The sequence below is a fragment of the Rhizobium sp. 05L429 genome, from assembly GCF_056397645.1.
Map to the genome: position 1 here is coordinate 1 of NZ_JBFTNV010000006.1, position 23,132 is coordinate 23,132.

At 61.9% G+C, this 23,132-nt stretch carries 32 protein-coding genes; 31 read left to right on the forward strand and 1 reads right to left on the reverse strand.

Annotated elements, in window-relative coordinates; translation table 11 throughout:
• Positions 1-394 precede the first annotated feature (394 nt).
• Complete coding sequence (locus tag AC1DNW_RS07560; protein WP_477852285.1) at positions 395-568, reverse strand: hypothetical protein; 174 nt, start codon at positions 566-568, stop codon at positions 395-397.
• A 122-nt stretch (positions 569-690) separates the two neighbouring features.
• On the opposite strand from AC1DNW_RS07560, the gene AC1DNW_RS07565 reads away from it, so the two are divergent.
• From AC1DNW_RS07565 to AC1DNW_RS07715, 31 genes are all read left to right on the forward strand, one after another.
• Positions 691-1,329, forward strand: a complete 639-nt coding sequence (locus tag AC1DNW_RS07565) for a regulatory protein GemA (protein WP_477852286.1) — start codon at positions 691-693, stop codon at positions 1,327-1,329.
• Positions 1,330-1,371: 42 nt separating this feature from the next.
• Positions 1,372-1,566: a hypothetical protein gene (locus tag AC1DNW_RS07570; RefSeq protein WP_477852288.1), complete on the forward strand. Its 195-nt coding sequence runs from the start codon at positions 1,372-1,374 to the stop codon at positions 1,564-1,566.
• On the forward strand, positions 1,563-1,922 hold the full coding sequence (locus AC1DNW_RS07575; protein ID WP_477852289.1) for a hypothetical protein: 360 nt from the start codon (positions 1,563-1,565) through the stop codon (positions 1,920-1,922). Before AC1DNW_RS07570 ends, AC1DNW_RS07575 begins: the two co-directional genes overlap by 4 nt.
• 79 nt (positions 1,923-2,001) lie before the next feature.
• On the forward strand, positions 2,002-2,838 hold the full coding sequence (locus tag AC1DNW_RS07580) for a peptidoglycan-binding protein (RefSeq protein WP_477852290.1): 837 nt from the start codon (positions 2,002-2,004) through the stop codon (positions 2,836-2,838).
• 2 nt (positions 2,839-2,840) lie between these two features.
• Entirely contained in the window at positions 2,841-3,077 is a 237-nt protein-coding gene (locus AC1DNW_RS07585; protein WP_477852291.1) for an NAD(P)+ transhydrogenase beta chain, read from the forward strand.
• On the forward strand, positions 3,077-3,448 hold the full coding sequence (locus AC1DNW_RS07590; RefSeq protein WP_477852292.1) for a hypothetical protein: 372 nt from the start codon (positions 3,077-3,079) through the stop codon (positions 3,446-3,448). Before AC1DNW_RS07585 ends, AC1DNW_RS07590 begins: the two co-directional genes overlap by 1 nt.
• A 22-nt stretch (positions 3,449-3,470) precedes the next feature.
• Positions 3,471-3,677 carry a hypothetical protein gene (locus tag AC1DNW_RS07595; RefSeq protein WP_477852293.1) on the forward strand — a complete coding sequence of 69 codons (207 nt, stop codon included), beginning with the start codon at positions 3,471-3,473 and terminating at the stop codon, positions 3,675-3,677.
• Complete coding sequence (locus AC1DNW_RS07600) at positions 3,677-4,024, forward strand: DUF2730 family protein (RefSeq protein WP_477852295.1); 348 nt, start codon at positions 3,677-3,679, stop codon at positions 4,022-4,024. Before AC1DNW_RS07595 ends, AC1DNW_RS07600 begins: the two co-directional genes overlap by 1 nt.
• Positions 4,021-4,338 carry a VpaChn25_0724 family phage protein gene (locus AC1DNW_RS07605; protein WP_477852296.1) on the forward strand — a complete coding sequence of 106 codons (318 nt, stop codon included), beginning with the start codon at positions 4,021-4,023 and terminating at the stop codon, positions 4,336-4,338. Before AC1DNW_RS07600 ends, AC1DNW_RS07605 begins: the two co-directional genes overlap by 4 nt.
• 1 nt (position 4,339) lies before the next feature.
• The gene (locus AC1DNW_RS07610; protein ID WP_477852297.1) at positions 4,340-4,948 is read left to right on the forward strand and encodes a DUF3486 family protein; all 609 of its coding nucleotides are present in this window, start codon (positions 4,340-4,342) and stop codon (positions 4,946-4,948) included.
• Positions 4,945-5,118 carry a hypothetical protein gene (locus tag AC1DNW_RS07615; RefSeq protein WP_477852298.1) on the forward strand — a complete coding sequence of 58 codons (174 nt, stop codon included), beginning with the start codon at positions 4,945-4,947 and terminating at the stop codon, positions 5,116-5,118. Before AC1DNW_RS07610 ends, AC1DNW_RS07615 begins: the two co-directional genes overlap by 4 nt.
• Positions 5,109-5,321: a hypothetical protein gene (locus tag AC1DNW_RS07620; RefSeq protein WP_477852299.1), complete on the forward strand. Its 213-nt coding sequence runs from the start codon at positions 5,109-5,111 to the stop codon at positions 5,319-5,321. The genes AC1DNW_RS07615 and AC1DNW_RS07620 overlap by 10 nt, the downstream gene beginning before the upstream one ends.
• Entirely contained in the window at positions 5,321-6,967 is a 1,647-nt protein-coding gene (locus AC1DNW_RS07625; RefSeq protein WP_477852300.1) for a hypothetical protein, read from the forward strand. Before AC1DNW_RS07620 ends, AC1DNW_RS07625 begins: the two co-directional genes overlap by 1 nt.
• Entirely contained in the window at positions 6,967-8,568 is a 1,602-nt protein-coding gene (locus tag AC1DNW_RS07630; protein WP_477852302.1) for a DUF935 domain-containing protein, read from the forward strand. Before AC1DNW_RS07625 ends, AC1DNW_RS07630 begins: the two co-directional genes overlap by 1 nt.
• Positions 8,561-9,778: a phage head morphogenesis protein gene (locus tag AC1DNW_RS07635; protein WP_477852303.1), complete on the forward strand. Its 1,218-nt coding sequence runs from the start codon at positions 8,561-8,563 to the stop codon at positions 9,776-9,778. The genes AC1DNW_RS07630 and AC1DNW_RS07635 overlap by 8 nt, the downstream gene beginning before the upstream one ends.
• A gap of 106 nt (positions 9,779-9,884) precedes the next feature.
• Positions 9,885-10,397, forward strand: coding sequence for a phage virion morphogenesis protein (locus tag AC1DNW_RS07640; protein WP_477852305.1), 513 nt, complete (start codon positions 9,885-9,887; stop codon positions 10,395-10,397).
• Between the two features lie 84 nt (positions 10,398-10,481).
• A complete protein-coding gene (locus tag AC1DNW_RS07645; RefSeq protein WP_477852306.1) occupies positions 10,482-11,519 on the forward strand; it encodes a phage protease in 1,038 nt (345 codons plus the stop codon).
• A complete protein-coding gene (locus tag AC1DNW_RS07650; RefSeq protein WP_477852307.1) occupies positions 11,520-11,915 on the forward strand; it encodes a hypothetical protein in 396 nt (131 codons plus the stop codon).
• Positions 11,916-11,925: 10 nt separating this feature from the next.
• Positions 11,926-12,819: a Mu-like prophage major head subunit gpT family protein gene (locus tag AC1DNW_RS07655; protein WP_477852309.1), complete on the forward strand. Its 894-nt coding sequence runs from the start codon at positions 11,926-11,928 to the stop codon at positions 12,817-12,819.
• Positions 12,820-12,940: 121 nt separating this feature from the next.
• On the forward strand, positions 12,941-13,363 hold the full coding sequence (locus AC1DNW_RS07660; RefSeq protein WP_477852310.1) for a hypothetical protein: 423 nt from the start codon (positions 12,941-12,943) through the stop codon (positions 13,361-13,363).
• Positions 13,364-13,536: 173 nt separating this feature from the next.
• Positions 13,537-13,866: a hypothetical protein gene (locus AC1DNW_RS07665; RefSeq protein WP_477852311.1), complete on the forward strand. Its 330-nt coding sequence runs from the start codon at positions 13,537-13,539 to the stop codon at positions 13,864-13,866.
• A gap of 77 nt (positions 13,867-13,943) precedes the next feature.
• Positions 13,944-14,378 (forward strand): gp436 family protein, encoded by a 435-nt coding sequence (locus tag AC1DNW_RS07670; RefSeq protein ID WP_477852312.1) that lies wholly within the window; start codon positions 13,944-13,946, stop codon positions 14,376-14,378.
• Positions 14,378-14,959: a hypothetical protein gene (locus AC1DNW_RS07675; RefSeq protein ID WP_477852314.1), complete on the forward strand. Its 582-nt coding sequence runs from the start codon at positions 14,378-14,380 to the stop codon at positions 14,957-14,959. Before AC1DNW_RS07670 ends, AC1DNW_RS07675 begins: the two co-directional genes overlap by 1 nt.
• Before the next feature lie 3 nt (positions 14,960-14,962).
• Positions 14,963-15,223: a DUF2635 domain-containing protein gene (locus AC1DNW_RS07680; RefSeq protein WP_477852315.1), complete on the forward strand. Its 261-nt coding sequence runs from the start codon at positions 14,963-14,965 to the stop codon at positions 15,221-15,223.
• Between the two features lie 3 nt (positions 15,224-15,226).
• Positions 15,227-16,714 carry a phage tail protein gene (locus AC1DNW_RS07685; RefSeq protein ID WP_477852316.1) on the forward strand — a complete coding sequence of 496 codons (1,488 nt, stop codon included), beginning with the start codon at positions 15,227-15,229 and terminating at the stop codon, positions 16,712-16,714.
• A 15-nt stretch (positions 16,715-16,729) separates the two neighbouring features.
• Positions 16,730-17,092, forward strand: a complete 363-nt coding sequence (locus AC1DNW_RS07690) for a phage tail tube protein (protein ID WP_477852318.1) — start codon at positions 16,730-16,732, stop codon at positions 17,090-17,092.
• Complete coding sequence (locus AC1DNW_RS07695; RefSeq protein WP_477852320.1) at positions 17,089-17,571, forward strand: hypothetical protein; 483 nt, start codon at positions 17,089-17,091, stop codon at positions 17,569-17,571. The genes AC1DNW_RS07690 and AC1DNW_RS07695 overlap by 4 nt, the downstream gene beginning before the upstream one ends.
• 131 nt (positions 17,572-17,702) lie before the next feature.
• On the forward strand, positions 17,703-20,138 hold the full coding sequence (locus tag AC1DNW_RS07700; protein ID WP_477852322.1) for a phage tail tape measure protein: 2,436 nt from the start codon (positions 17,703-17,705) through the stop codon (positions 20,136-20,138).
• A complete protein-coding gene (locus AC1DNW_RS07705; protein ID WP_477852324.1) occupies positions 20,138-21,382 on the forward strand; it encodes a DNA circularization N-terminal domain-containing protein in 1,245 nt (414 codons plus the stop codon). The genes AC1DNW_RS07700 and AC1DNW_RS07705 overlap by 1 nt, the downstream gene beginning before the upstream one ends.
• Entirely contained in the window at positions 21,382-22,581 is a 1,200-nt protein-coding gene (locus AC1DNW_RS07710; protein ID WP_477852326.1) for a phage baseplate assembly protein, read from the forward strand. Before AC1DNW_RS07705 ends, AC1DNW_RS07710 begins: the two co-directional genes overlap by 1 nt.
• Complete coding sequence (locus AC1DNW_RS07715) at positions 22,581-23,096, forward strand: phage baseplate assembly protein V (RefSeq protein ID WP_477852328.1); 516 nt, start codon at positions 22,581-22,583, stop codon at positions 23,094-23,096. Before AC1DNW_RS07710 ends, AC1DNW_RS07715 begins: the two co-directional genes overlap by 1 nt.
• Positions 23,097-23,132 lie beyond the last annotated feature (36 nt).

Sequence of the window (23,132 nt, forward strand, 5' to 3'; positions counted from 1 at the left end):
GATCGACCTCCCCGGCGCTGTGACTAACAACCTCTGTCAGGGTTTCGGTCGCCAAGCGGAGCCAAGCTCTTCCAGCGCGAGTCGATACATGACGCGCAGGACGGCATTCCCCGGTCGGTGGCGATCGAAAATATCAGGATCATCGCAGAGAACGGCGATCGTCCTCTCTGCCAGACGCTGCTTAATCGCCTCATCTGACGAAAATCTACCGGCCAATTGCAACAGGAAGGAACGAAATTCGGCATTTTCTAGGGCCACTATCGCGGTCTCACTCGTCGCGCAGACGGGAGCACATATCCACCCTCAGTCGTCACTGTCTACACATTCGGTTAGTGACGATATGGCAAGCATACGCCTGTTCCTACCAGAGTCGATCCCGTCGCCCATAGAGGGCTCATCCTTTCCAGCCGCGCTTCCGACAAAAGTCCTCAGCAGCCTCATACGCGGTGGATTTATCAACGAAAGGACCAAGAAAACCGACCGTCTCACGAAAGGTGACGACAACCATCTTTGTGAAGGCATCGTAGAAAATAAGCATGTTCGATTCATAGGGGACAGTGGTGGACATGATGTGCTCCGCACCGCGAGAGCTCACTTATCTCCCAGCCGCCAGGATCCCGGCGATCAGTATAAACTAGGCCTTACCCCCGAAAGATCGACCCCACCACCCTCACAGGGGGAGGTGCGCTCATGACGTCTTCGATCGCCGCCATGCACGTCGCCAAGAAGCAGATGGGTCTCGACGACGACACCTACCGCGCCAAGCTCGTCCGGATCACCGGCAAGCAATCTGCCAAGGATATGACCGAAGGCGAGCGCCAGAAGGTGCTCACCGTTTTCCGCAATGAAGGTTTCGCATCTGCTCCAGCAGTTCGGCGAGCTGACGGCCGGCAGAAGCTGACCGGCAAGTTTGCCAAGAAGCTGCAGGCACTGTGGATTGCCGCCTGGAACCTTGGGATCGTCCGCGATCGMGACGATGCAGCGCTGATCGCCTTCGTCAAGCGTCAAACCGGCATCGATCACACTCGCTTCCTTGTCCATGCCGATGATGCCAGCCGGGCGATCGAAGCCCTGAAAAGCTGGATCCGCCGCGAGGCCGGCGTCTCCTACGGCAACACGAACGGCCACGACTGGCTTTCCGCCGATGGCGCGAAGGTGGCATGGGCGCAGTGGAAGATCCTGACGCCCGGCGCCGGTCTGATGGTGCGCAAAGGCTTCGATGCCGAGGTCTCGCGGTTGACTGGCGCGATCCTGCTTCAGGACGTGAAGGGTTCGGGCTGGCAGACGGTCATGAACCATTTCGGCGAGAAGATCCGGGCGGGGAAGTGATCCCCGCCGTCCTCGATTGTCCCCTCTGAAAGGAATATGATCATGCACAATGCCATGCCCTTGTTTGAGAGTTCCGAGTTGGCGTCCGTTAGAGCGCAGTGTGAGGAGCTTTTAAAAAAGCTTCAAAGGGGCGGCGTGGATGCCCGTATCCGGATCGGAAGGGAAAACCGACTGAAAGCGCTACGCGTGAAGCAGATGCAGCTGGAAGTTCGCCTCGACCACGGGGATGCGAAGTGAGCGATCTTACCTCCGAGTTGCATGATGCCCTTGGCGACGCCGGCTTCCTGAAGCTGACCGATGCCCATGGCGGGATCCGGATCTATATCCCGAAGGATCCGCACGGCTCAGCACTGGCGGGCGACATCGGCATTGACAATGCCGCCCGCCTATCCAAGATGTTCCCCGGTGGCTATATCCGCGTACCGGTTGCCCGTGAGTTTCGAGCCCGTCACTATCGCCGCCAGGGCGAAAGCAATTCGATGATTGCCCGCCGCCTCGGCCTGTCGGAGACCGGCGTTGAAAAGCTCTTCAGCCGTGCGCCGAAAGAGCCGGTCAAGAGCAAGAAAGACACCCGACAGATCGAGATGTTCTGACCCGCCCGACACGGCGGGCCTGATTACCCATTTCGCGCGCGCGTATGTTGCCCCGACGTTTCGACCTCGGGGCTTTTTCATGTCTTCTCTACAGCAGCGCCTGACCGCGCGTATCGACGCCAGCACGATTAAGGCGATCGTTCCTCCAGTCACGAATAAGATTGCGCAGCAGCGTTCCATCATTGAGCAGTTCGCCGAGCTGCTGCCTGCGATGCTTGATCGCTTCGAAGTCGATACGCCTTTGCGCATCGAACACCTTTTGGCGCAGACCGCGCATGAGAGTGACCTTTTCCTTGTCACCGAAGAATACGCCAGCGGCGCAGCCTACGAAGGTCGGGACGATCTCGGTAATACGAAGCCCGGAGACGGAAAGCGCTTCAAGGGTCGTGGGCTAATCCAACTGACCGGCCGTGCAAACTACAAGCGTTTCACCGCCTGGATGCGCGGCACAGTCCCCGACTGCCCGGACTTTGAAGCCGAGCCGGAACTGGTTGCGACGTTCCCCTGGGCGGCGTGGTCCGTCTTCTTTTTCTGGTCTTCGCACAAGCTCAACGCCTATGCCGATCGTGATGACCTGGTCGCCGAAACGAAGGTCATCAACGGCGGCAAGAACGGGCTCGCTCATCGCGCCGAGCTGCTCGTCAAGGCGAAGACGGTCATTGCCGGCTTGCAGGGCATCGAGATGTCTGGCCGTCAGATCTTCCCCGTCATCAATCGCGGTATGTCAGGGCAGGCCGTCGAGGATCTCCAGCGCGCCCTTGGAGCTGCCGGCTTCTATCTGCAGTCGATCGACGGGCAGTTCGGCGCCGCGACTGAAGGCGCTTTGAAGCTCTTCCAGCGGGCGCGCGGCCTCACTGTCGACGGCGTTGCCGGCCGGGAAACCCTCGCGGCTCTTGAGCCGTTCATGAAGGGCTGACCATGCGCGCTCCGAAACCCGCCTATACCACGACGAAGCGCGCCATCTGGCTCAACTCCTTCATGGCTTGGCTCGTCATCCTGATCCTTGCCATCGGTTCTGTCATTCAAGGGCAGGCGCTGGGTTTCGCATCGGTCGCGGTTCCCTCGCTTGTGCTTTTGATCGCCGGCACGCTCGGCATCCATCGTCACTACGGCTCCCGCGACATGGAGCTGATGCAGCGCGGAGATCAGAACTGATGGAGATCTTCGGTTTCAAGGTCGGTCAGGCCGCCATCATCGCAATCGCAACGGCGGCTTTAATGCTTGCGGCGGCGGTCGTCTTCTATCTGGCGATCGACAAGTTCGACGGCATTATCGTTCGGGCGGTCCAACTGGAGCGCCAAGAGCGCGACGCCTATTGGCAGTTGGAAATCCAGAAGTCCAACACCAAGGTCGCCGAGGCCCTCGCCGATCAGGCGCAGAAAGTCATCCAGATCCAGGCGGATGCCACAGACCGCGTCAACGCGGCATCTCAACAGCTCGAAGAAGTGAGGAAACGGAATGCGCAATTGCCTCCGGCTACTGGCGTTGGCCTTGATGGCGCTCGCAGCAGCCTCTTGCCAAAGTGACGACAAGCCGGCGCCGGCCGTCGTGATCAGCAGAACCCTGCCAGTCGCGTTGCCGCCCGAGGCTCGCAAGGTCACGCCGGCGCTGACGCCGCCTGTCGACCGTGACCGGTCACCGGATGAAGTCCTTATCGACTGGTCTTCGGATCGGATCGCACGGAACGTTGGCGAGTATCGCCGCGCCGCCTGCGTTGCCGCCGTCGATGCCAGCAACACGGCCGGAGTTCGGTAATGGAAGCGAAAGACTTGCAGTCCTGGGGCGCGATCATTCTCGCCTTGATCGCCATCTTCGGCCACCTGAAGGGATATTTTTCGTCCGGCGAGAAGTCCATCTCCGACAAGGTCGGCAAGCTGGAGACCAAGGTCGATGGGCTCGAAGCGCGCATCGAGTCTCATGCGTCGCGCATCCAGAGCATTGAAGGCGAGCTGCGCCACCTTCCCGATCGGGAGGCTTTTCATCGCCTGGAGCTGAAGATGGCCGATCTCACCGGACAGTTGAGCACAATGACAGAGCGGCTGAAGCCGATGGAAGCGATCGGCGAGCGCCTGCAGGAACTACTTCTTGAGAGGGCTAGATGAGCGGAGATATCGGCGTCGATTACGACAAGATCATGCGCGAGGAAGCGCGCCTCGTCATATTGAGGGCGCTGGCCGAGCAGGTCAACGAAACGCTATCCAGCTCAATGATGGAGCCGGTACTGCAGCGTTTCGCGATCTACCAGGAGCGCCCGTGGATCCACGGCGAGATTGAATATCTCCGCAACATGGGCGCYGTGACCGTCGTCCAGGCAGGCACGGTCAAGATCGCGACGCTGACGGCACTCGGCCAGCGTCATCTCGATCGCCACGTTGTTATCGAAGGCGTGAAGCGTCCGTCCAGGCCGGGAGCGTAACATGGCGAGGAAAGGTCGCGGCCGGCTGACGTCAATCCAAACGCTGCCGCCTGAGTGCAACCATGTGGTCATGTGGGCTGCGGCCGAGCTGCAGGACAGCAGCAGGACACAGCTCGACATCTACAAAGAGTTTGTCACCAAGCTGGAGGAGCTGCAGCGGCAGAGCCGGGGTGAGCTGGAATTCAAGATCCCTAGCTCGTCCTCGTTCAATCGCTATTCCATCAATCTCGACGCTATGACCCGCGACCTGAACGAGACGCGGGAGATGGCGGCCGCGATTTCTGACACGTTCGATCCCGAGGAGAGCGACGATCTCACGCTGGTCGCGGCCGAGGCGATCAAGGCGCTGATCTTCACGATGCTGCGGACCCAACGCGGCAAGATCAATTCCAAGGATGCCAAGCAGCTCGCCGACGCGCTGCGATCGGCAACGCATGCGCAATCCGTCTCGACAGCTCGCCGCGACAAGATCGAGGCCAAATTCAAGGCCCAGGCGGAAAAGACGATCGAGAAGATCTCGAAGGAAAAGGGCATGTCGGCCGATACGATCGCGCAGCTGCGGCGTGATTTCCTCGGCGTGAAGCCGAAGAAGAAAAAGGATGCCGCATGAGCGAGGCCACGATCTGCCCGCACTGCAAAGGCATCGGCCAGAAGGTCAAGCGGGTGACCTATCGGCCGAACGGGACGATCTCCAGCATCGTCTATGACCTGAAGGCCAATTGTGATCCGTGCCGTGGCACTGGGGTGACAATCGCGAAGAGAGAAACACCATGCTCCTGAAGATCGGTAAGGCCATCGGCCTGACGCTCCTGCTTGCCGTCATTTCTCATGCCATAGCCTTCCTGCTGTTGATCATCATACCCGGCGTAGCGGCGGCTTTGTTCGTTTCGCCGCTCGTCATCTTGAGCTGCGTCCTAATCCTCGGTTCGGCCGTCTGGTCGATCCTTGCCATCTTCATCCCTGTCGAAAAGGCCAACCGGTAATGGAGGCTGTTGTCGCCGAAGATATCGTCATGACGCGCGATCCGGCGAAGCTGCCGGCCGAGCTGTTGCGCGGCGCCGACATTCCTGACGATCTCGATCCGCTCGCCGAGGGGGTTTTGATGCGCCACCAGGCCGACTGGCTTGAGGACGATCGCGACCTGAAGGTTTGCGCCAAGGGGCGGCGCACCGGGATCACATTTGCCGAGGCGCTGGACGATACCTTGATCGCCTCGGCCGCCCGATCGGCAGGCGGGCAGAACGTTTTCTACATTGGCGACACGAAGGATAAAGGCCGCGAGTTCATCGGCTACGTGAAGCATTTCGCTTACACCGTCGCCAAGGAAATCGCCGCGATCGAAGACAGCATCTTCATCGATGAGCGGGAAGACGGCACCACGGCCTTCATTTCCGGATACCGCATTTCCTTTGCCTCGGGCTTCCGGGTCGAAGCGCTATCGTCCAGGCCCGAGAACATCCGTGGTCTGCAGGGCACTGTCGTCATCGACGAAGCCGCATTCCACAAGAGCGTCCATGAGGTGCTCGACGCGGTCAACGCGCTCCTGATCTGGGGCGGCAAGATCCGCGTCATCTCTTCTCACAACGGCTTCCTCAATCCGTTCAATCAGCTTTGCCTGGACGCCCAGGCCGAGAAGATCCCGTTTTCCTATCATCACATTCCATTCCAGGCGGCGATCGACAACGGATTGTTCCGGAAGGTCTGCGAGCAGAAGGGTGACCCCTGGACGCAGGAAAAGCAGGACGCCTGGGAAAACCAGATCCGCGGAGCCTATGGCTCGCGAACCGCGAAGATGAAACAGGAGCTGGACGCCATCCCGGCCGAGGCCGAGGGCGCAGCACTCACCCGCGTTTTGATCGAGAGCTGCATGTCTCCTGACATTCCGGTCATCCGCTGGGATCGTAACGACGACTTCAAAAACCTGTCGGATGAGGAGCGGTACCGGCAGGCCATGGAATGGTGTGAAGACGTTTTGAAGCCTGTTCTAGACCGCCTCGATCCGGATCTGGAACATGCCTTCGGCGAGGACTTTGCCCGCAGCGGCGATAAAACCRCGATCATTCCGGTGGCGATAGGCGGCGACCTGGTGCGCCGGGCTTGCTTTGTCCTGGAGCTGAAGAACATCCCGTTCGATCAGCAGCGCGACATTCTTTTCTATGTGGTCGACCGCTTGCCGCGTCTGATGGGCGGCGCCCTCGATGCGCGCGGCAACGGCCAGTATCTCGCCGAGAAGGCTCGCCAGCGCTATGGCGAAATCGTTCACGAAGTCATGCTGTCGGGCGCCTGGTATCTGACCAACATGACCGCCTATGTCGAAGCCTTTTCCGACAAGACGATCCTCCTGCCGCGTGACGCTGACGTGCTGGCCGACCACCAGGCGCTCGCCTACGTCAATGGTTTCATCAAGGTTCCGGACGGCCATTCGATGAAGGGCGCCGATGGGTACGACCGTCACGGCGATACCGCACCGGCTGGAGCGCTGGCGTTCTTTGCCAGCAAGCAGGAAGCGGTTGCCTACGATTACCAGACATCGCGCCCTGGTGCTGCAGCCGAACAGGCGCGGCGCGAGCGCCGCCACGACGACGATCGGCGCCGCTCGATCGACGTTCACATGAGAGGATCTCTTTGATGGCTTCATTTCGCGATTGGATGGGCCGCGTCATTCTCGGCCGTGACCTGATGGAGAAGATTGCGGAAGGTCGCGTCGGCAGTCTCCGCAATCCCTATTCCGGTCATCCTGCCGATGGCATGACGCCGCAGAAGCTTTCGAACATTTTGCGGGCCGCAGCCAACGGCGATCCAKAGGCTTATTTCGAACTGGCGGAAGACATCGAGGAGCGCGACCTGCACTATGCCGGCGTGCTCGCCACCCGCAAGCGATCTGTTTCCCAGCTGCCGATCACCGTGAAGGCGGCATCCGACGCGGCAGAGCATCAGAAGCACGCAGCCTTTCTTCAGTCGTGGATTGATGACGGGATCCTGCAGGCGGCTCTCTTCGACATGCTCGATGGGGTCGGCAAAGGCTTCTCGGTCCTGGAAAACGACTGGCAGTATCGCAACGGCTATTTGCTGCCTCGTGAAATGGCCTGGAGAACGCAGCGCTGGTTCAAGCCGGACTTCACTGACGGCGAAACGATCCTCTTGAATGACGGCGCTGCCGGCACTCCGCTGCCGGCGCACAAGTTCGTCATTCATCGCCACAAGCAGAAATCCGGCCTCACGATCCGATCGGGCATCGCCCGCGTTGCCTGCTGGGCGTGGATGTTCAAAGCCTTCACCGTGAAGGATTGGGCCATCTTCTGCCAGAATTTCGGCCAGCCGATCCGCATCGGCAAGTATGGACGTGGCGCCACGGAAGGGGAGAAGGATGTTCTCTGGCGGGCCGTCAGCGGCATCGCCGGCGACTGCGCGGCCATCATTCCACGCGAGATGATGATCGAGCTGGTCGAGGTCGGCTCGAAAGGCACATCGACCGACATGTACGAGAAACGTGCCGATTGGCTCGATCGGCAAATCTCCAAGGTCGTTCTCGGGCAGACCGCGACGACGGACGCGATCGCTGGCGGCCATGCTGTCGGCAAGGAGCATCGGCTTGTCCAGGAAGACATCGAGCGGGCGGATGCGGCATGCGTCACCACCACCGTAATCAAGCAGATCGTGCCGAACATCATCGCTTTCAATTTCGGGCCACAGGATCTCTATCCGAAACTTCGGGTCGGCCGGCCGGATGAGGTGCCGCTCGATATCTTCGCCAGCGCATTCGACAAGCTCGCTCAGCATGGCCTGACGGCCGAGGAAAGTTATCTGCGCGATCGCATGGGCATCCCGGCCCCAAAGAAGGGCGCCATCCTGATCGGTGGACGCGCAGACGCGACGCCCGGCGAACAGGAGATCATTCCGCCCGATCCGAAGAACCGGCCGCAGCGGACGGTTCACAGCGCCTTCGACCATCTCTTCAAGTCGCGCCATGCGAAAGCCAATCCGGAGGACATTGCCGACGCCCTGGTCGCAAAGCTCGAAGACGAAGCTGCCGGCGCCTTGGACGGAATGATCGACGAGGTCCGGCAGGCGGCGCTGCAGGCCGCCGATCTGCACGACCTTGCCGGCCGTCTCGCAAAGCTGCAGCTCTCGCCGGATGCGCTCGCTGAGGCGATGGCGCGGGGCATGGCGCTTGCGCATCTCGCCGGTCAGGCCGCGTTGATCGACGACATTAGGAATGGTCATGAATAGCGGGCCGCTGGCACGCGCGGGCTACTCCGAACGGGCGAGCGCCGCACTAGCCCTTAAAAACGCGTCCACGGGCTTTGAAGCAGCTTTGAAAACGGTCGTGAAGGCCATGGGAGCGAGAGGGGAGACGGTTTCGGCGATCAATCAGCCGTTCGACGAAGCTATAGCATTCTTTCGGCAAAAGGTCAGCACGCCGACCGAAAGCTGGACGGACGTATGGGATGGCGCCCATTCGAAGATGTTCATGGTCKCCGGCGCCAACACGAAGGCTATCGTCGACGACTTCCGAGGTGCGATTGCCAAGGCGCTTGAGCAGGGCACGACGCTTGAAGATTTCCGCAAGGACTTCGACAAGATCGTGAAGACCCACGGCTGGACCTACAAGGGCGAACGCGGCTGGCGCACCAGGACGATCTTTGAAACCAATCTGCGCACGGCCTATGCTGCCGGCCGCTATGCGCAGATGACGGAGCCCGACACGCTCGCCACCTTTCCCTATTGGCAATACCACCATTCCGGCGCCGTCCATCCGCGCCTTCAGCACAAGCAATGGGACGGCACCTGCCTTGCGGCCGACGATCCATTTTGGAAGGTCGCCTATCCGCCGAACGGCTTTGGCTGCGGCTGCTTCGTCACGCCGGTTTCGCGTCCTGGTCTTCGCCGCCTCGGCAAGAGCGCTCCCGATCACGCTCCGGATCTCGACCAGCTCGGAACCGATCAGCCGCTCGGCGTCGATCCGTCCTTTGCCTACAATCCCGGTCAGGCGTGGCTCCAGCAGACGGCGCCCGGCCCGAAAGCCGTCTCCGCAGACGAGGCCAATGTCGCCGTCTTCGTCAGCTCGTCCTTGCGGGGCAAATGGCCCGATGGCGCCTGGACGCCCGTTGCAACGGCTTCGAAGGAGGTCGCGGCCACGCTCGATGTCAAAGCCGGAACGGAAGTGCGTCTGTCGGCGGACACGATCCGCAGCCATGTCAAACATACGATCGCCACGCCTGCAGCTTACGGCGTCCTGCCGAAGTGGCTCGCCGAGAAAGGCAAGCTCCTGAAGGACGCGAGCGGCCGGTGGGCTTTTGTCGGGGAATTCGAAGGCAGGCTCTATCAGGCCGGCGTCAAGGTCGTGAAGAAAGGCGAGCGCGATCAGATCTATCTCGTATCGCTGCGGCGAACCGAGCGACGAAACATTCAACGAACTTTCGGGATTGAGTGGAAATGACTGCCGGGGGGCCGGAAAGCGCCTTGTCCCAATCACCCTCTGGGGGCGTGCGTCCTGCTCGGCAGTCACACCAAGAATATAAGCCCGATCGGGCGGAAAGGCAAACATGGCAGGCGCATCGCTCTCGATCACAACGCAGGTGATGGACAGGCAGGTGGTGCGCGGCTTCGAGCAGCTCCAGCACCTGATGGGCAACACGCGGCCGGTCATGGCTGCGATCGGCGTCGAGCTGGTCAGCTCCACCCATATGCGCTTCGTCACGCAAACAGATCCGGACGGCCAAGCCTGGAGATCGCTGAATACGGAATATGCCCAGGGCAAGCGCAATAGCCGGATCCTGACGGAAAGCGGCCGGCTGCGCGACAGCATCAATTCCCAGGCGAGCGCCGATGAAGTCCGCGTCGGCACCAACGTCATCTACGCTGCCGCGCACCAGTTCGGCGCGGAGATCAAGCCGAAGAATGCCTCGCATCTGTTTTTCCGGATCGGCGGCCGTCTCGTGATGACCGACAGCGTGACCTTGCCCGATCGACCGTTCCTCGGTATATCCAGCCAGGACGAAACGTCGATCGCCGAGATCGTCTTTGACTTCGTCGACCGGTACTCGACCCGGCCCTGATCCTTCCCTTCTTCTTGCGCTTGTTTCGACATGCCCGCCTTGGCGGGCATGATATCGGCGTTTCAGACATGGCATTCCGGTGCCATGGAAAAAGCGATCAATTCAATCATCCGGGCTTTGAACCAGGTCGACGCGACAGCGCCGGAATGGCTGCACCTTCTGCCGGCATCCGAGTTTACCGGCGCTGATGGCCGTGGCCCTTATGCGGCTCCGGACATGGACGCTCTGATCGCCGCCTTCAAAAAGGATGGCCTGAAGCTCGCCGTCGATGAAAATCACTCGACCGATCTCGCCGGCAAGCAGGGCCACCCGTCGCCGGCGCGCGGCTGGATCGTCGAGCTGCAGAAGCGCGACGACGGCCTTTACGGCAAGGTCGAGTGGACGCCGGAAGGCGAGCGCCTCGTGTCGACCAAGGAATATGGCTTCCTGTCGCCGGTGTTCCTGCACAGCGCGGCCAAGCCGTTCAAGATCGCGAAGATGCTCCGCGTCTCGCTGACCAACGATCCCAATCTCACCGTCCTGAAATCCCTTCACGCTCAACAGGAGACTGAAATGCTCGAACAGTTGCGGAAGATGCTCAATCTTCCGGAGACTGCCGACGAGGCGACCGTCATGGCCGCCCTCACGGCAGCGCACACGGCACAGACGGCGACCGCCGCTCTGATGTCGCGCATCACCGAAGCTGCTGGCCTCGCCGCCAACGCTGCCCCCGACGCCGTGGTTGCTGCCGTTCAGTCGAAGGGCAAAGTCACGCCGACCGAAGCCGAAAATGCCGACCTGAAGGCGCAGCTCGTCTCGCTCCAGTCGCAGTTCACGACGCTCGCCAGCTCGACGGCCAACGATAAAGCCGTGGCGGCGATCGACGGTGCAATCAGCGCCGGCAAGATCGTGCCAGCTCTGCGCGACCACATGGTTTCCCGCCACATGAAGAACCCAACCGAAGTAGAGCAGGAAATCGCCCTGATGCCGTCGCTCAACGCAGGCGGTCTCGGCAATCGCGTCCAGCCGGGCAGCAGCGACACCGGCCTCACTGCCGAGGACGACAAGGTCGCGGCCATGATGGGCATCGACAGCAAGACCTTCGGCGACAATGCCAAGGCCCTTCACGGAAAGGCTCAGTAAATGACGGCGACTACCGACATCCGCGCGAGGAAAAAGCCGGGCCATACCCGCGCTTACGCTGCTCCCGTTCTGACGGGCATCATCATCTACGGCGGCGCCGCCGTAGGTCTTACCGCTGCCGGCGCTGCGGTGCCGGCCGGCCATGTCAACGCGGTCAAGCTCTTGGGCTTTGCTGACGAGCGCATCGACAATTCGACCGGCGCTACAGGTGACCAGAACGTCAAGATCGAGAAGGACGTTCGCCTCATCCCGCTCGCTGGCGCCACCGTCGCGAACATCGGCGCGACGGTTTACGCCAGCGCCGACGACACTTTCACCCTGACCGCCGGCGCACTTCTCGCGATCGGCACCATCGACGCCATCGACGCTGACGGCGTCTGGCTCAAAACCCTTTAAGGAGCGAGCCTTGGATATCAATGCCAACACCCTGCGCGCCGTCTACACCGGTCTTTCGACCGCGTTCAACGGCCGCTTTTCCTCAGTCCAGACGTACTACTCGACCGTCGCCATGACCGTGCCGTCCTCGACCGCAATGAACGAATATCCGCGCATGGACGATCTTCCCGGTTTCCGGGAGTGGCTCGGCGATCGCATCGTTCATGACCTGGGCGGTCAGAGCTACATCATCCGGAACAAGGAATACGAGAAGACGATCTCGATCCGCCGTTCGCAGATCGAAGATGATCAGCTCGGTCTCTTCGCAACGGTCGCCGGCCAGATGGGGCAGGACTCCGCGGAATTCCCTGACCAGCTCATCTTCCCGCTGATGAAGAATGGCGAGACGATCCTTTGCTACGACAAGCAGTATTTCTTCGACACCGACCATCCCGGCTACGATGCCAACGGCCAGCTGACGGCCGTCGCCAATTACACCGCCGGCGCTGGCCCCGCTTGGTATCTGATCGACGACAGCCAGGTGATGAAGCCGTTCGTCTACCAGCCGCGCAAGCCGTTCATGCTGACGCCGATGCAGAGCCCTGACGATCCGAACGTCTTCTACCAGGGCAAGTTCGTCTGGGGTGTCGACGGACGCTGCGGCGCGGGCCTGGGGCTATGGCAGCTTGCCTACAAGTCTAAGGCGGATTTGACCGAAGCGAACTTCATGGCCGCTTATACCGCCATGACGACGATCCGCCGCCGCGATGGTTCTGTCCTCAACATCAAGCCGACGAAGATCCTTGTCCCGCCGGCACTGCGCCTTGCCGCCAAGAAGCTGCTCGAAGCCGAGCTGATCAACAACGGCGAGACGAACACGCTGGCGAAGACGGTCCAGGTCATCGACATCCCGTATCTCGCTTGAACCCGGGTGGCGGGCACTCTTGCCCGCCGAACCGTCGCCGGCGCTCCTCCTCCCAGCCGGCGACGGGTTTCTGACAAGCGGCCGAGCCGGGCCGTTTGCCTGAAACCCGAAGGAGACATCCGTGAAAGTCCAGATCATCTGCAGCTCGCCCGGCATGTGGCGCAATGGCATCCCGCATCCGGCGAGCGAGTTCTATCCGGTCGACCGCTGGAGCGAGGAAGAGCTCGAACGCTTCAAAGCCGACCATGCCTTCACCGTCCGCGAGGTCGATGAGAGCGCTGAAAACACCATGTCCGATGCTGATTTCCAGCTGCGCGTCGATGCCGAGGTCAAGCGCCTCGCAGACGCGAAGATGCTGGAGCTGCAGGGCAAGTTCGATGCTGCGGTCAAGCAGGCGACGGACGAAAAGACCGCCTCGCTGAAGGCCGATCATGACAACGCGATCCATCAACTCGGCAAGGATCTGCAGGTGTCCAACGACAAGGTCGCGGACCTCGAAAAGCAGCTCGAAGCTGCCAAGAAGAAGCCGGCGTCCACGAAATAACCCCCAAGGCGGACCGACCAAGGCGGCGGGGCGATCCGGCTCCGCCGCCAGGGCCGCCCAGGCATCGATCCAAGAGCGGGGAGCGCCGCGAGAGGGGACAACCCTCCTTAACCCCTCCCAACCGCAACGCGGCGGAAGAACTGCGGCACACCTGAAACCCAGAAAGGACTTTTATGCGTTCGTTCTACAGCATTCGAAGTATCGGCATCGGCCTCGCCGTCATCGGCGCAAGCCTCATGAGCTTGTTCCTGGTGAGCGCGCCGGCTTCTGCCGAGGTGACCAATCCGCTCGATGCGGGCTACCACCTGAAGATCCAGCAGAGGATCACAATCGATCTCGCCTATGTCGTCTTCGACGTCCTGCCGGTCGCGGAGGTCGACCGGTTCGCCGATCGCGCCGACGCGTTGCTCGCCGTTTCCGAGCTTTACCCTCTGAAGCCGGAATATGCCGAGAGCTACCAAACCAACGGCCTCAACTTCATCGACGTGCGACGGCGATGCTAGCCGCGACTTGAACCTCTCCTGACTTCGGAGGCCGGCATCGGCCGGTCTCCTTCTCCTCCAAAAACTGGAATGCACCCATGTACGCAACCGTTACCGACATGATCGCCCGCTTCGGTGAGACGCAGATCATCCGGCTTTCCCGGCCGGAAGACCGCACGGCCGAAACGGTTGACGAAGAGAAGGTCAATACCGCGATCCGCGACGCGAGCGCGTTGATCGACGGTTATATCCGTGGTCGATATTTCGCGCCGATCGCGACGCCGCCCGCCGAGATCGTCCGCGCCACCTGCATCCTTGCCCGCTACGATCTTGCCCAGGGCGAGCAGACCGATCCCTCCGAAGAAATGTCGAAGGCACGCAAGGACATCATCTCCTGGCTTGAGAACATCGCCAAGGAGCTGGTCAATCTCGACGTGCCCGCCGCAGCTCCTGCAGGCCCGGCCGTCAATTCCGGCCCCCGCATGTCCGATCGCCCGCGCATCTTCTCCGACCGCAGCTTGCGGGGCTTCTGATGGACCTCGCTTATGCACCGATCCGTCGCATGGAGCCGTCAATCGTCGAGCGCTTGCGGCTGGCCTTTCCGGCAAAGGACTTCTCGATCGAGCGCGTTCCTCAAACGCTGACGATCAAGGAATTCGAGCGCCTGGTTAAACAGGCGCCGTTCATCGGCCTCGCCTGGACCGGCATGAAACCCGATCCCGCGAGCGGCCGCATCCTGAAAGGCCAGATGCTCTGGCGTCTTGTCATCGTCTTCAAGGCTTCAAACACTCTTGAAACCCGCTTCAAAGGCGACAAGCGCGGCATCGGCCTGGACGCCATGGTCGACGTGGCGATCGCGCTCCTGCAGGCGCACGAAATCCCCGGCGTCGGCGTTGCGGCCGTCACCGGCGCCAACAGCGTCATCGCCGATGGCTGGACGGAAGACAGCGTCGTGATTGCCCAGGTCGATTTCAACGTCGCCTTCCAGATCAGTCCAGCGGCATTCCAGCTGGTGACACTCGACGACTTCGAGCGGATCGGCGTGTCCTGGTCGTTTGCCGAGGATCCCGACGCCGTTGCTGCTTCAGACGAAACCGAGCTTCCTCAGGAGTGAAACATGCTTGGATTTTTTAAGCCCGCCGAGGGCTGCACCGTTGACCAGGAAGACGGAACGCCGTGGCCCGCCGAGGGCATGGATGCGCCGAACACCTTGTTCAACCGCCGGCGCATTGCCTGCGGCGATCTGATCGAAGCCGAGCGGCCGCCAGAGCCCGAGCCGGAAGCGCCCGCCGAGATCGCCCCACACGCTGGCGACGAACTGCCCAAGACCGAGACTGAAACGCCGAAGCGCACGCGCCGGCCCACAGGAGACAAGTAAGCCATGGACTTCAATGAAATCCCCTACGACTGGCTGGAACCGGCAACCCTCCTGGAGGTCAAGCCGAACTATGCCAACATGGGCGTGCTGCCCTATCCCACAAAGGCGCTGATCATCGCCCACAGGCTGGCGACCGGCTCCCTGCAGGACGGCCAGATCGTCGAAGTCACCCGTGCCGAGGAAGGCGTTGCCCTTTGCGGTCGCGGTTCGATCGGCGCCGAGCAGATCGCCGCCTTCCGCAAGGCCAACCCGAACTCGCCGCTCTTTGTCATTTCGCTCGGCGATGCCGGCGGCGCCCTCAAGGCAACCGGCACCTTCACCTTCGCCGGCGCCGTTCCCCAGGCAACGGTCCTGCGCTTCAAGGTCGGCGGACGTCAGGTCCGCTTCACCGCTAACCCGGCGGACTCCGTATCGACGATGGCGACCGCCCTCGCCAACGCGATCAACGCCGACCTGGACAACGTGGTGACGGCCGGCGCCGCAGCCGGCGTCGTGACTTGTACCGCCCGCAATGGCGGGGAGGTCGGCAACGGCATCGATCTGCGCATCGATGCCGCAGCGTCCCCGGTACCGGCTGGTCTGACGATTACCGTCGTCGACATGGCGAACGGCGCTGGAAACCCGCTCGTCCAGCCCGCCCTCGATGTCCTGGCGAACACTTGGTTCACCGATGTCCAGATGCCGTGGGCCGATGCCACCAACATGGCCGCTCTCGCCGAATGGCTGCGCGTTCGCTACACCGCGACGTCGAAGCTCGACGTTCACGGCTTCGTCGCCCGGCGCGGCACCTACGGAACGCTCGGCACCTTCGGCCTGCTCACCAACTCGCCTAACCTGACGGCGATGGGCCTCAATCGCTCGCCGACCAGCCCGTGGATCCTCAGCGCGACGGTAATGGCACTTTGCTGCTTCCACCTCACGAACGATCCAGCTCGCCAGCTTCGCTCGCTGGTCGTTCCAGGCGTCGAGGCGCCGGCGCCGGCCGACCAGTTCACCGACAGCGAGCAGAACCTGCTTTTGAACAAGGGTGTCTGCACCTTCGACCATTTGTCGGACGGCTCGACCGTGATCTCGCGCATCATCACGACCTACAAGACGTCGAGCCTCGGCATCGCCGACCGCGCCTGGCTCGACATCATGACGCCGAAGACGCTCTCGCGGATCCGTTACGATTGGGCCGCCTACGTCTCCCTGCAATATCCGCGCTCGAAGCTGGTCGATGACGAAAGCGATGCTGCCAACGCCAGCCGCTTCGATGATGACGAGGACGCCGGCAGCGCCGTCGTCACGCCACGCCGCATGCACGCCTCCTGGGGCGCCCGCTGCAAGCTCTATGGCGACAAGGTCTGGATCGAGAGCGTCCGCGACACGGTCAAGGCGAGCGTCTTCCAGCGCTCTGCCGACGACAAGAACCGGCTCGAAAGCCGTCAACAGATCAGGATCGTCGGCAACCTCATGGTGCTCGCCGGCTCTCTTGAATTCCAGGTGTAAGGAGAAAACAACACCATGGCTCAGGTACTGGGTATCGTGGATATCGTCTGGCGCGGACGAAATATCCCTGTCGAGAAGGGCGCCAAGATCAAGGTCGGCGGCATCAAGAACAATGCCGTCCCCTATGGCCGCAAGGCCGGCCGGGCGCAGGAGTTCGAAGCTTCCGAGGTCACGGCGACCACCAATCTGGAAGCCGGCCAGCGCTGGGGCAATCTCTGGGATCCGAGCGAAGGCGAGCTGCAGGTTGTCTGCGACACCGGCCAGACCTTTGTCTTCGGCGATGCTTTCCTCACAGACATTCCGGAAATCACCGGCGGCGAAGGCGGCAAGGTCGAGCTGAAATGGGCAGGCAGTGCACCCGAGGAGATCCTGGCATGACGACGGCACTCACCAAGGCAAGCACCATCAGGATCGACCTGGACGAAGACGCGGACGGCAAGCCGGTCGACACGGTCGATCTGGATAGCCCGGTTTCGCTCGACGGCAAGCGCGAGAGCGACGTCATCGACGAAGATGTCAACCCGCTGGATCGACTGCCAGACGACGCCGTCCGTAACAGGGACGGCTCGGTCACCCTGCCGCTGAATTTTGAGGTGACCCTTCGCACAAAGAAGGATGGCGCTATCAAGGAGCGGGTCTTCAAGGATCTGGTCTTCTATCGCCTCAACKGGGCGAACCAGCGCGCGATCGCAGCGGCCAGCGACGAACATCAGATCGTTGTGTCCTTCGCCTGTTCGACCCGTCTCAATCAGGCGATCATGAATGCGCTCTACGACAAGATGGACCTTTCCGACATCGCTCGGGCGGGGCGTGTGATCAATTTTTTCGTCACCAATGGCCCCAAAACTGGCGGCTAATGCTCGGCGCTATCGCTGACGGGACATCGTTTTCGGCGTCGGACATAGACGGTTTCGACGCCGAGACCCTGACTTTCTGGTGGAACTGCATAATGGAATGGCGGGAGCACGCCAAAACCTTGGGGGCTTAAATGGCAAGGTCGATGGCGCTGGACGTCCTGGTCCGTCTTAGGGATCTTCTTTCATCGCCGTTGCGCAGTCTTCGCCGCAGCATCCAGGGCGTCGTCGACACGGCCAAGAAGATCGGCCTTGTCGGCACGGCGATTGCCGCCATCTCCTTCATGCAGCCAATCAAGGAGGCGGCTGCGTTTCAGCAGTCGCTTCTTGATATTGCCTCGACCTCCAATAAGACCGGCGCGCAAGCCTATCTGATGGTCGATGAGCTGAAAGGCAGATTTGAAGATCTCGCCTTCACGGTTGGTCAGACTTCCGAGACCATCGCCAAGGGCTCCGGCAAGATGATCGCCGCCGGCCTCGATGAGCAGCTCGTCAACAATTCCCTGAAGAGCATCGGCCGCGCCACAAAGGCAGCGAATGCCGAGTTTGACGACATGGCGGGCGTTGCGATCTCGCTCCTGCAGACCTTGAAGCTTCCGGCTGACCAGCTCGACGACACATTCGCCGGCCTGATCGTTGCCGGGAAGGAAGGTTCCTTCGAGCTGAAGGACATGGCGAAGTATTTCCCGACGCTGACCGGCCAGATGGCCAAGCTCGGCATTACCGGCCGCAGCGCTGCAACCCAGCTTGCCGCCATGCTCGAAATCGCCCGCAAGGGAACCGCGGATCCGGCCGAGGCGGCAAACAACCTCAACAATTTCCTATCGAAGATCACGGCGCCCGAGACAGTGCGCAACTTTGAGAAGATGAAGGTCGATATCGTCGGCGTCATGCAGGATGCCGMCACCAAGGGCATCAACCCGATCGAGGCAGTCATCCAGAAGATTTCCAGCCTGACCGGCGTTTCCGGCAAGGAAATCGAAGGCCTGATGAAAAAGGCGAAGGCTAGCGGGCTCGAAGGCGCCGACGCACTGGAAGAAGTGCGCAAGCAGCTCGAAGCCATCCACGGCGCCAGCGCGCTTGGCGGGCTCTTCTCCGATATGCAGGTGATGGGCTTCCTGATCCCGATGCTCGGCAACATCGACGAATATAAGCGCATTCGCGATCGGGTGGCCGAGGCGACCGGCGCGATGACCGACAAAGACTTCGAGACACAGATGCGGAGCCTCAATACGCAGCTCCTCATCTTCKGGGAAGTTGGCACACAGGCATGGCGCGAAGTCGGGTTTGCTTTCGGAACGTGGTTGCCGCCGATCAATGACGGCCTGCAGGCGGTGTTGAAGTGGCTGCGGGATCTCGACGCCTCGACGGGTGGCATGGTCAAGCAGAGCCTTGCATGGGCCGGCGCCGGCGTCCTGGTCGCGGCAGCGCTCGGCGCGCTCGGCTTAATCCTGCCGATTATCGGCGCTGGCCTGTCGGCCGTCGCTGCCTTGGTCTCGCCTGTCGGCCTCGGACTGGCGGCGATCGCCGCCGGCGCGATGTACGTCTATCGCAACTGGTCGAGCTATGGCCCGCGTGTCACGCGCCTTTGGGAGCGGGCAAAGACCGGCTTCTTCCAACTCGCCGACGGTGTGCGCGATCGCGGCCGCAGGATTATCGACGCCGGCCGCGAGATCTACACCCGTTATGCGCCGATGGTCCGGCAAGGTTTCGAGAGCGCCTGGTCTGACGTCCAGGCCGGTTTGAAGAACCTTCAGCCGCTATTCGAAGGCTTTCAGAAGGGCCTTAATTTAAAGTTCGACCTTTCTGGCCTGACGATCGACGATGCCAAGCTTGCTGCCTTTAAGGCGCTCGACACCGCCCTCAAAGGCATCGCCGTTGGTTGGCAGGTGCTGAAGGATTTCGGCTCTGGCTTTGCGCCGCACCTTGGCGCGATCGGCGAGAACCTCGGGGGCACCGTCAGCGCGATCGGCGACGCTGCCAGCGGCTTCGCGAGGCTCGGTCGCGCGCTAGCGCAGTTGGTAGGTCTCGACAGCGGCAAGCTCAATGCCTTCGTGACATGGCTTGGAAATTTTGCGGGCGGCGCGGTCCAAGAGCTGACAGCTTTTATTCGCGATCTGGCGCGGGGTTTCGCTTGGCTTGCAAACGCCATGGCATCGTTGGTCGAGAAGATCAACAAGGGTATCGATTGGAACAATATCATGCCGACGGGCGTCGCCGAGGCGTGGGACAAGGTCGCGGGAGCGATCAACGCTGTGAAATCCGCCATGTCCTACTTCCAGGGTAACACCTACTCGCCTGGCGAAACACTTCCCAATGGAAAGCCTGCAGGATCGGTCAACGATCAGAGCGCCGGCCGTGATGCGGCTACGGATGACTATCTCGCGCCGCTTCCGAGGGCGGCAAATGGCAATAGCCCCGCCGCCGCCGTCGCGCCGGCGCAGCAACAGGTCACCGGCCAGATCGAAGTTTTGGTCAAGGGACCAGGAGAAGTGGTTGGGGTAAAGAGCGGCAATCCGTCCGTTCCCATCAAGGCCACGAATACCGGCCGCGCAGTCGGGAGACCCTAATGCAGCTCGACAGTATCGATTGGGTTCTTCCCGGCCTGTTGCCCGGCAGTTTTCGCGGAATCACCTTTCACGTTCCGGATGCTTCGAGCGAAGTCGGCCGGCGCGTGGCCGAGTATCTGTTTCCCGGCGTCGATGCTGCCGCCTATGACGACTTTGGCCGCGCGCCGGGTGTCATCTCCATCAGCGGCCTGATCGTCGGAGACGATTACCGGGTCCAGGCACAGAGGTTGGAGGCCGCATTCGAGACGGCCGGTCCCGCCACGCTGATCCATCCTTGGCGCGGCCCGATGACTGTCATCGTCGACCAGCCGGCGCAGATCTACTTCTCCGATCGGGAGCTGCGCGTTCTCCGTTTCGCCGCAACCTTCAAGCGGATGGGGAGCGCGGGATCCGGACTGATCGCCGGCATCAGCGGCCTGTCGGATGCGATCGCCTCGGTTGCCTCGGCAGCTTCAGCGCTGGCCGCCGGCGTATCGTCGATCCTGTCAGCCACGCGCGGCCGGTCGGTAGCGCGAAGCTATCGCGTCCTCTCCTCGACGGTCTCGGCGATCGCCGCGCCGGCAGGATCGGCCCGCGCCCTGCCGCGCATGAAAGCTCTGGTTTCCGAAACAAAGCCTGCAGATCCCGCCGCCCTGGACGGCCTCGTCATCGCAGCCGGCAGCATCATCAGCGAATATGAGCAGAGGCCAGCCGTCTCGCCAGCCGCCAGCGCCGTGACGGCCGATCAGCCGAATTCGCTTGCCCTCATGGATCTCGGCATCAGCCTTGCCGAGCGGCTCTCGGCCGAGGTGGCTTCAGCGCCTGCGGACGCCGATCGCGCGCTCCTCATCGCCTCGGCCGCGCAGTTCCTGTCCGCGACCTCTGCCCAGTCCGTCTTCGCCGCCTATGCCTCGCGGCAGGAAGCGCAAGCTTTCCGAGGGCGGGCGACGATGGCGATCGACACCGTGACGGATATGCTCGAGACATTTTCCGGATCCACCTTCGACGTCCAGAGCACGCTTCTTCGCCGCTCGGCTCGCGACCTGCAGGCAGCACTTATTGCCGACATCAACGAGACGATCGGTCGGTTGCCTGCCGTCGTCATCTTCAAGAACGAACGGCCGCTCGATGCATGGCTGCTTGCCCAGCACGTCTTCGGCGATACGCCGCAGCTGATCGAGGCCGGTTATCGCGAGATCGTTGCCCGCAACCGTCCCCGCCATCCGGCAGCCTTGCCCGCCGGCGGCGTCGAGGTGCTGCGCTAATGGCGAGGACTTCCGGAATTTCCTTGCGGATCGGCGGGACCACCTACGATCAATGGACCACGGCCGAAGTCACACGCGACCTGAAGGACTTTTGCGGCTCCTTCAACTTCACGCTACGCGACGTGAAGCGCTCGCTGCAGACCTTCGACTTTGCCACAGGCGGCGTCATCACCGATATCAAGCCCGGCCCGGAATGCGAGGTTCTGATTGCTGGCGAAGTCGTGCTGAAGGGTAATATCGAAAATGTCGATCGAGAGATCAGCGAGGGCTCCGCATCGGTTTCCATATCCGGCCGCGACAAGACAGGCGACCTTGTCGACAGCGCGGCGCTGACCGATGGCCCTTCCGAGTTTCGAAACGTCAAGCTGGAGGATGGGGTCAAGAGGATCGCGGAGCCCTTTGGCCTCGGTGTGCGCAACGAGATCAATACCGGCGAGCCCTTCACCCGCTACGGCCTCGATCTTGCCGAGACAGCATTCTCCGCTATCGAGAAAGGCGCCCGAGCGCGCCATGCCCTGATCCTTTCGGACGGCGTGGGCAATATCGTCATCACCCAAACCGGCAAGACCCGCGCGCCGGCCAAGCTCCAGCTTCCCGGCAATGTCATTGCGTCCCGAGGCAGCTACAGCCACGCCGGCCGGCACTCGAAGACCTATGTGCGCGGCCAGGGCGAAAAGGCCGGCAAGGCGCGCTCCGGATCTGCCGCCCTGGACAAGACAGCCGAGCCGTTGTCGCCGGACGATCGGCAGGCATCGAGCGGCGCAACCGAGGTTGAGCGCAAAGGGACTGCCGCGACGGGCATCGCCACGGATGACGAGATCACCCGCCACCGCCCGATCGTCCATCTGGCCCGCAGCAAGGCCGACGCGGCCTCTGCCCAGGATGAAGCAGACTGGCGCATGCGAACCGCCCGCGGCGCAAGCGAGGAGGTGACGGTGACCGTCAAGGGCTTCGGCGCCAACGGCCAGCTCTGGCGCGTGAATGAGATTGCCGAGGTCTCCGACGCCTTCCAGGACATCGAGCGCGATATGCTGATAACGCGTGTCACCAACCGATCGGACGACGCCGGCGACGTGAGCGAGCTAACGGTCACGAGCCCTGAAGCCTTCGACGCCCAGCCGGTCGGCAAGCGCCGCAAGAATCGCACCCGCCGAAAGACGACGGCCGGCAATCTCGACAGCAGCGCAAAGGGCCTTTGATGGACGACGAAACCGCAGGCAAGATGCGCGGCATGATCCGCCGGGCGACCCTGAAAAACATTAAGGATGACGGCCAGACGCAGACGGCTTCGGTTGAAGTTGCCGAGGGCGTCTGGCGCGATGATGTCGAAATCCTCCAGCCCTACGGCTTCGCCTCGCATGTTCCCGAGGACGGCGCCCTCGGGGTCGTACTGGCTGTTGGGGCGGATGAAGCTGATATCGTCGTGCTGCCGGTCGCCAATCCTTCAAAGAGGCTTGGAAATCTCTCCGAAGGCGATGTCGGCACTTATAACCGACACGGCGACAAGTTCGTTATCGGCGACGACGGCACGATTGAGCTGCAGGCCGGGGTATCCCATCGCGTCAAGATCGGCGGCGTGTCGATGAAGATCACAGATGCGGGTGTGGACTTCGAAGGTGGCTATGTCAGGCATAATGGCAAGAACATCGGCGCTACCCATGTACATGGCGGCGTCATCGAAGGTGACGACGACACGGACGTCCCCTCAAACTGAGACATGCCCGCCTCGGCGGGCATGATCTGACTTGCG

What these genes read in the sequence shown, in the direction of transcription:
- AC1DNW_RS07715 (WP_477852328.1), top strand. Translation starts at nt 22,581, where the DNA reads ATGGACGACGAAACCGCAGGCAAGATGCGCGGCATGATCCGCCGGGCG.
- AC1DNW_RS07680 (WP_477852315.1), top strand. Translation starts at nt 14,963, where the DNA reads ATGCTTGGATTTTTTAAGCCCGCCGAGGGCTGCACCGTTGACCAGGAA.
- AC1DNW_RS07585 (WP_477852291.1), top strand. Translation starts at nt 2,841, where the DNA reads ATGCGCGCTCCGAAACCCGCCTATACCACGACGAAGCGCGCCATCTGG.
- AC1DNW_RS07580 (WP_477852290.1), top strand. Translation starts at nt 2,002, where the DNA reads ATGTCTTCTCTACAGCAGCGCCTGACCGCGCGTATCGACGCCAGCACG.
- AC1DNW_RS07620 (WP_477852299.1), top strand. Translation starts at nt 5,109, where the DNA reads ATGCTCCTGAAGATCGGTAAGGCCATCGGCCTGACGCTCCTGCTTGCC.
- AC1DNW_RS07570 (WP_477852288.1), top strand. Translation starts at nt 1,372, where the DNA reads ATGCACAATGCCATGCCCTTGTTTGAGAGTTCCGAGTTGGCGTCCGTT.
- AC1DNW_RS07610 (WP_477852297.1), top strand. Translation starts at nt 4,340, where the DNA reads ATGGCGAGGAAAGGTCGCGGCCGGCTGACGTCAATCCAAACGCTGCCG.
- AC1DNW_RS07710 (WP_477852326.1), top strand. Translation starts at nt 21,382, where the DNA reads ATGGCGAGGACTTCCGGAATTTCCTTGCGGATCGGCGGGACCACCTAC.
- AC1DNW_RS07665 (WP_477852311.1), top strand. Translation starts at nt 13,537, where the DNA reads ATGCGTTCGTTCTACAGCATTCGAAGTATCGGCATCGGCCTCGCCGTC.
- AC1DNW_RS07670 (WP_477852312.1), top strand. Translation starts at nt 13,944, where the DNA reads ATGTACGCAACCGTTACCGACATGATCGCCCGCTTCGGTGAGACGCAG.
- AC1DNW_RS07615 (WP_477852298.1), top strand. Translation starts at nt 4,945, where the DNA reads ATGAGCGAGGCCACGATCTGCCCGCACTGCAAAGGCATCGGCCAGAAG.
- AC1DNW_RS07650 (WP_477852307.1), top strand. Translation starts at nt 11,520, where the DNA reads ATGACGGCGACTACCGACATCCGCGCGAGGAAAAAGCCGGGCCATACC.
- AC1DNW_RS07685 (WP_477852316.1), top strand. Translation starts at nt 15,227, where the DNA reads ATGGACTTCAATGAAATCCCCTACGACTGGCTGGAACCGGCAACCCTC.
- AC1DNW_RS07600 (WP_477852295.1), top strand. Translation starts at nt 3,677, where the DNA reads ATGGAAGCGAAAGACTTGCAGTCCTGGGGCGCGATCATTCTCGCCTTG.
- AC1DNW_RS07590 (WP_477852292.1), top strand. Translation starts at nt 3,077, where the DNA reads ATGGAGATCTTCGGTTTCAAGGTCGGTCAGGCCGCCATCATCGCAATC.
- AC1DNW_RS07560 (WP_477852285.1), bottom strand. Translation starts at nt 568, where the DNA reads ATGTCCACCACTGTCCCCTATGAATCGAACATGCTTATTTTCTACGAT.
- AC1DNW_RS07705 (WP_477852324.1), top strand. Translation starts at nt 20,138, where the DNA reads ATGCAGCTCGACAGTATCGATTGGGTTCTTCCCGGCCTGTTGCCCGGC.
- AC1DNW_RS07645 (WP_477852306.1), top strand. Translation starts at nt 10,482, where the DNA reads ATGGAAAAAGCGATCAATTCAATCATCCGGGCTTTGAACCAGGTCGAC.
- AC1DNW_RS07675 (WP_477852314.1), top strand. Translation starts at nt 14,378, where the DNA reads ATGGACCTCGCTTATGCACCGATCCGTCGCATGGAGCCGTCAATCGTC.
- AC1DNW_RS07640 (WP_477852305.1), top strand. Translation starts at nt 9,885, where the DNA reads ATGGCAGGCGCATCGCTCTCGATCACAACGCAGGTGATGGACAGGCAG.
- AC1DNW_RS07690 (WP_477852318.1), top strand. Translation starts at nt 16,730, where the DNA reads ATGGCTCAGGTACTGGGTATCGTGGATATCGTCTGGCGCGGACGAAAT.